We start from the raw sequence: 5,967 nt of genomic DNA on the forward strand, positions 1-5,967 counted from the left end.
TGAAGCGGTACGGTGCCATAGTCACGATGACGCACATCCGACAATGCTTCGTCTATCCCCATATAAGAAGCATTGCTTTTCGGCGCAGAGGCAATATACGTGACGGCTTGCGCAAGCGGGATCCGCGCTTCGGGAAAGCCGACGAATTGTGCAGCCTGCGCGGCGGCCATCGCTACGACAAGTGCCTGCGGGTCTGCATTGCCGACGTCTTCCGATGCACAAATGACGATACGACGTGCGATAAAGTTAAGGTCCTCGCCTGCGCTGATCATGCGTGCAAGATAATGCAGTGCCGCATCGGCATCACTACCGCGCATACTTTTGATAAACGCCGACACAACATCATAATGGTTGTCGCCGTTTTTATCGTAGTACTGTATCTTCTCACCCATGACTTCGTCAATATACTCTGATTCGATGATACCGTCGGATTCGACCATCATAGAACATTCTTCCAAGAGATTAAGCGCCGTTCTGGCATCTCCGCTTGCTACTTCTGCGATGCGGGCGAGCACCTCATCCTCGCATGAGAGCTGTTTGCTGCCAAGTCCGTTTACGGAGTCTGTCAACGCTCGTTTTAAGAGCAAGACAACTTCATCGGCTTCCAGTTTGCGGAACCGAAGGACACGCATACGCGAAAGGAGCGGTGAATTGACCGAGAAAAACGGATTCTCCGTCGTCGCACCAATAAGCGTAACAATGCCGTTTTCCACATACGGGAGCAGGATATCCTGCTGACTTTTGTTAAAACGATGGATCTCGTCGATAAAAAGAACCGTACGTTTGCGTTCTTGTCTTAATCGCGATTTCGCCAGATCGACGATCTTGCGCACATCGGCAATACCTGCCGCAACGGCGTTGAGTTTCTCAAAATAACTGCGCGTTTGATTGGCAATGATCTCCGCGAGTGTCGTTTTCCCCGTCCCGGGCGGCCCATAGAGAATACAAGACGGAATGTTATCGCTGTCTATCATGCGCCGTAGATATCGCTTCTGTCCTACGATCTCATGCTGTCCGATAAAGTCGGCGAGCGTTTTCGGACGCATCCGTACAGCCAATGGTTCTTTGGTATATGTGGTTTGAGGTTCTATATTGGAAAATAAATCAATCGAATCCATGGATCGTCCTCCGCTCAATTCTGATTCGTTTCAGATAAAAAAATAAGATATAAAGAATGCCGAAGCATTCTTTATATCTTTAGGACTTACCCTCCATCATGCCGTTTCTCGTTGTCGTTTTGAACCTGCCTAAGCAGGTGGGCATAATCCCGAATGCTTCGTGTGCCTCTTGGCAAACCAATGAGGTGTCATCCCGCAAGCGGAGTATTAATGGCCCTATCGTGATGTGTTGGCTCAAAACACATCAACGATAATCGCACACAGCAGAGGTATAATTCCCTTTAAACTACACCTTAATATTATCAGATAATTTTCATAAAATCAAGATTCGTTTCGCAGGCGATTTATTTTTTCGCAATAACAGCCGTTTTGATAGAAAGTTCACGAAGCTGTTTCGGTGCAACTTCGCTCGGTGCCTGCGTCATGATGCAAGTTGCGCTCTGCGTTTTCGGGAATGCGATGACGTCGCGGATCGAGGAGCGTTTTGCCATAATCATGATCAAGCGGTCCAAACCAAATGCGAGACCACCGTGCGGCGGCGTGCCGTATTCGAAGGCGTTGAGCATGAAGCCGAATTTTTCGTGTGCTTCTTCGCTCGTAAGGCCGATCGTCTGGAATACTTTTTCCTGAAGGTCACGGTTGTAGATACGAAGGCTGCCGCCACCGATCTCCGTACCGTTGAGAACCATGTCATATGCTTTTGCTTTGACTTTGCCCGGGTCGGTATCGAGAAGCTCAATATCTTCTTCACGAGGAGCCGTGAACGGATGGTGCATAGCTACCCAGCGTTTGTCATCTTCGTCATATTCGAACATCGGGAAGTCTACTACCCAGAGGAACGAGAGTTTGTTTTCGTCGATCAAGTTACGACGTTTACCCATTTCAAGACGGAGCGCACCGAGAGCCTGTGCTACAACAGGAGCTTTGTCGGCGATGATGAGGATAAGGTCACCCGTTTCTGCCTGTGTCGTTTCTTTGATATTTGCCAAAATTTCTTCGGAGAAGAATTTCGCGATCGGCGATTTGATGCCTTCTTCCGTATAGCAGATCCAAGCCAAGCCTTTTGCACCATAGATGTTTACAAATTCAACAAGACCGTCGAGTTCACGACGCGGAATGTTGGAATAACCTTTGACGTTGATCGCTTTGACAACACCGCCTGCCTGAAGGACCGTTTCAAATACTTTGAAGTTCGAACCGCGAACAGCATCGGAGATGTTGATGTGCGGCATATCGAAACGAAGGTCAGGTTTGTCCGAACCGTATTTGTCCATTGCTTCATCCCACGTCATGCGAACAAACGGCGTTTTGATATCTTCGTTGAGTGCATTTTTGAAGAGCTCTGCAACCATTTCTTCCATCATGCTCAAGATATATTCATCATCAACAAACGACATCTCGATATCGAGCTGAGTGAATTCCGGCTGACGGTCTGCACGCAAGTCTTCATCACGGAAGCAGCGTACGATCTGGAAGTATTTTTCATAGCCCGCAACCATCAAGATCTGTTTAAAGATCTGCGGAGACTGCGGAAGCGCGTAGAAGCAACCCGGATTTACGCGGCTCGGTACGAGATAGTCACGAGCACCTTCCGGCGTGCTTTTCGTAAGCATCGGCGTTTCAATTTCAAGGAAGCCGTTGCGATCCAAGAAATCACGCATGCCTTTTGCTACCTGATGACGGAGCATCAAGTTGCGCTGCATTTCCGGACGACGAAGGTCGAGGTAACGATATTTAAGACGGAGCGTTTCATCAACGTCAATGTTGTCCTGGATGTAGAACGGCGGCGTTTTTGCTTTGTTCAAAATGCGAAGCTCCGTTACTTCTACTTCGATCTCACCCGTTGCCATGTTGGCATTTACCGTTTCAGCGGAGCGAGCTGTTACATTACCGACAACTGCGATAACGAATTCGTTACGAAGCGATTCTGCTTTCGTGAACTGTTCTTCGCCCATTTCCGAGTTGAATACGACCTGTACCATACCCGAACGGTCGCGAAGGTCTACGAAGATAAGACCGCCATGGTCACGACGACGCGATACCCAACCGCAAAGCGTAACCGTCTGTCCAACTTGTGCTTTTCCCAATTCGCCGCATGCATGCGAACGTTTCAATCCTGTTAATGTATCCATTATCCTATTCAATCCTCCGATTTCATACTAGTGAGCATATCTTCTATTGTACCTTGTTTTTGCTCGCCTGTCTGCATATTTTTTATCGTTACCGTATTATTTTTTATTTCATCTTCGCCAAGTAAGATGGAATAACGTGCATTTTGACGATTCGCCTGCTTCATTTGTGCTTTCAGACTGCGTCCTGCGAAGTCGATTTCAGCCGAGAAGCCGTTTTTGCGAAGTGCGGTAACAACTTTCATGCCTTCGACTTCGGCACCTTTTTGAAGGAGCATGACGAACGCATCAAGCGATGATTCGTTTTTCGGCAGGAGGTCTTGTTTCTCAAGCGCAAGTAATACGCGCTCGATACCGATCGCAAAGCCGATACCCGGTGTCGGCTTACCGCCGCACTCTTCTACGAGGCCGTCATAGCGACCACCACCGCAGACAGCACTCTGCGCACCAAGCGGAGCATACTGTACTTCAAAGGCAGTCTTTGTATAGTAGTCAAGACCACGTACAAGACGCGGATTCAAGATAAACGGCACTTCTGCCGCCGCTAATATCTGCTGTACTGCCGTGAAGTGTGTTTGGCAGTCATCACAAAGACAATCGGCGATCTCAGGCGCACCCACCGTAAGCGACTGACATTTCTCGTTTTTGCAATCAAGAATACGCATCGGGTTACGATCAAAACGCGATTTGCAATCTTCGCAAAGACCTTCTTTTTTCTCTTCCAAGAATGCCTGCAGACGGTCACGATACTCTTTGCGGCATGTCGGACAGCCGACCGAGTTGAGCTGAAGTGTCAAGTCCTTCAGACCGAGCGTGTTGAGTATCTGTACTGCAAGTAAGATAACTTCGGCATCGATCATCGGGCTTGCCGCACCGATCGCTTCTACGCCGAACTGATGGAACTGACGATAACGACCTGCCTGCGGGCGATCGTAACGGAACATCGGTCCTATGTAGAACAGTTTCGACGGAACCGTTTCCGCGTATAATTTATTTTCCAAATAGGAGCGTACGACTGCCGCCGTATTCTCGGGGCGAAGTGTGATACTGCGGTCACCTCTGTCGGTGAACGTGTACATTTCTTTTTCAACGACATCGGTCGTCGAACCGATACCGCGCAAGAACAGCTCCGTATGCTCGAAGATCGGCGTGCGGATCTCTTCATAGTCGAACAGACGGCACGTGTCGCGAATGACATTTTCTATATAACGCCAATTCACAACGTCTTTCGGCAAAATATCTTTTGTCCCTCTGGGACCCATTGTAAGCATCCCTATGATTCCTCCTTATATGCCAGATCATGGAACAACCGATCACGTTCAGCCAGATATTCATCCAGCTTCTCTCCATAGACGGCAACATTTTTCGGATGAAGCAAGTTCTGGAACGTCTTGCCATCGCGGAAAAGTATCTTCGTCGTTGAGGACGGCCCTATGCCGATGATCGTCTGTCGTTCTTCGATCATTCTGATGTTATAAATGCTCTCTGCACCAACTTTGGCATACCCCACATTCTCCAAGTTGCCTTGGATATTACGCTGCCGATACAAATAATACGGCTTCATTCCTATCTCACCGGCCATCTCTTCGGCTATGCGGAACATCTCTCGCGCTTCACCAAACGATGGAAGCGGATACTCTATGAGCTTCTCTTTCAGCGGAGAGGCTCGTTTGATCGCCAAGGAATGGATCGTTATATTGTCAGGGTCAAGCTTTTGGATCTGCATCATCGTATCGCGCACATCTTCGACTGTTTCCCCCGGCAAGCCAATAATAATATCCATGTTGATGACAGAAATCGAGCTTTGACGAATTTGCTCGAATATCTCTATTATATCGCGAACGGTATGGTTTCGTCCAATCCGTTTTAATGTTTTTTCCTGCATCGTCTGCGGATTAAGACTGATACGGGTCACCCCGTGCGCACACATCGCTTCTATTTTCTTCGTTGTGATCGTATCGGGCCTGCCTGCTTCAACGGTAAACTCCTTTACCGCATCGAGCGGTATCTGTTCCCGCACGAAAGCAAGTAGGTCATAAAAATCCTCATCAGACAAGCTGGTCGGTGTACCACCGCCGATATAGAGCGTATCAACAACAAGGCCGTACCTCTCTATCATCTCTGCCGTTTTCGTGATCTCTCGTTTCAGATCATCAAGGAATGATACTATCTGCGTATGATCTTTCGGCAATAGTGCCGACGGAAACGAGCAGTACAAGCAATGCGTCGGACAGAATGGTATCCCGATATAGATACTGATATGGTTCGCCTCTGTTACCAAAAACGGTCGTTCTTTGACCGCGACTTCTGTAATAAACGATGCTTTGCTTGCACTCATCAGATAGTCTTCTTGCAGTCTTGTTATCGTTTCTTCTTCGGAAAGTCCCATTTCCAGGTAAGTACGCGCGATCTTGACGGGACGGACACCTACGAGTATCCCCCATTCACTCGGCACTTTCCCCGTAATACGCTTCATCGCATGAAACACATGACAACATACCAATCTCCGTTTTGCGGCGATATCTGTTTGGAATGTGTGTTGCGGAACCATGCTTTCTATGTACCAATCAGTTTCTCTATCTGCCGCATCAGTATAACAGAACTGCGTTCTGATGAGATGTTTTTCTTCATTGATACTGTTTTCGATCGTCAATTGACCGATCAGCTCTTCACGAAAAGCATCTTCAAAAAGCTGCATCGTCGATTCTACCGCACGTACA

At 48.1% G+C, this 5,967-nt stretch carries 4 protein-coding genes and 1 other RNA gene; all 5 read right to left on the bottom strand.

What is annotated here, in order from left to right:
- Positions 1-1,118: replication-associated recombination protein A (locus IJN28_02560; GenBank protein ID MBQ6712658.1), on the bottom strand; the 1,118-nt coding region annotated here is incomplete at its 3' end.
- Positions 1,119-1,204: 86 nt separating this feature from the next.
- Positions 1,205-1,391, bottom strand: a non-coding RNA gene (ssrS, locus tag IJN28_02565) — 6S RNA.
- A 71-nt stretch (positions 1,392-1,462) separates the two neighbouring features.
- On the bottom strand, positions 1,463-3,250 hold the full coding sequence (gene aspS / locus IJN28_02570; GenBank protein ID MBQ6712659.1) for an aspartate--tRNA ligase: 1,788 nt from the start codon (positions 3,248-3,250) through the stop codon (positions 1,463-1,465).
- Between the two features lie 8 nt (positions 3,251-3,258).
- Positions 3,259-4,518: a histidine--tRNA ligase gene (locus IJN28_02575; protein MBQ6712660.1), complete on the bottom strand. Its 1,260-nt coding sequence runs from the start codon at positions 4,516-4,518 to the stop codon at positions 3,259-3,261.
- 2 nt (positions 4,519-4,520) lie between these two features.
- Positions 4,521-5,967: coproporphyrinogen dehydrogenase HemZ (hemZ, locus tag IJN28_02580; GenBank protein MBQ6712661.1), on the bottom strand; the 1,447-nt coding region annotated here is incomplete at its 5' end.

It is taken from the genome of Selenomonadales bacterium, from assembly GCA_017442105.1.
Classification (GTDB): domain Bacteria; phylum Bacillota; class Negativicutes; order RGIG982; family RGIG982; genus RGIG982.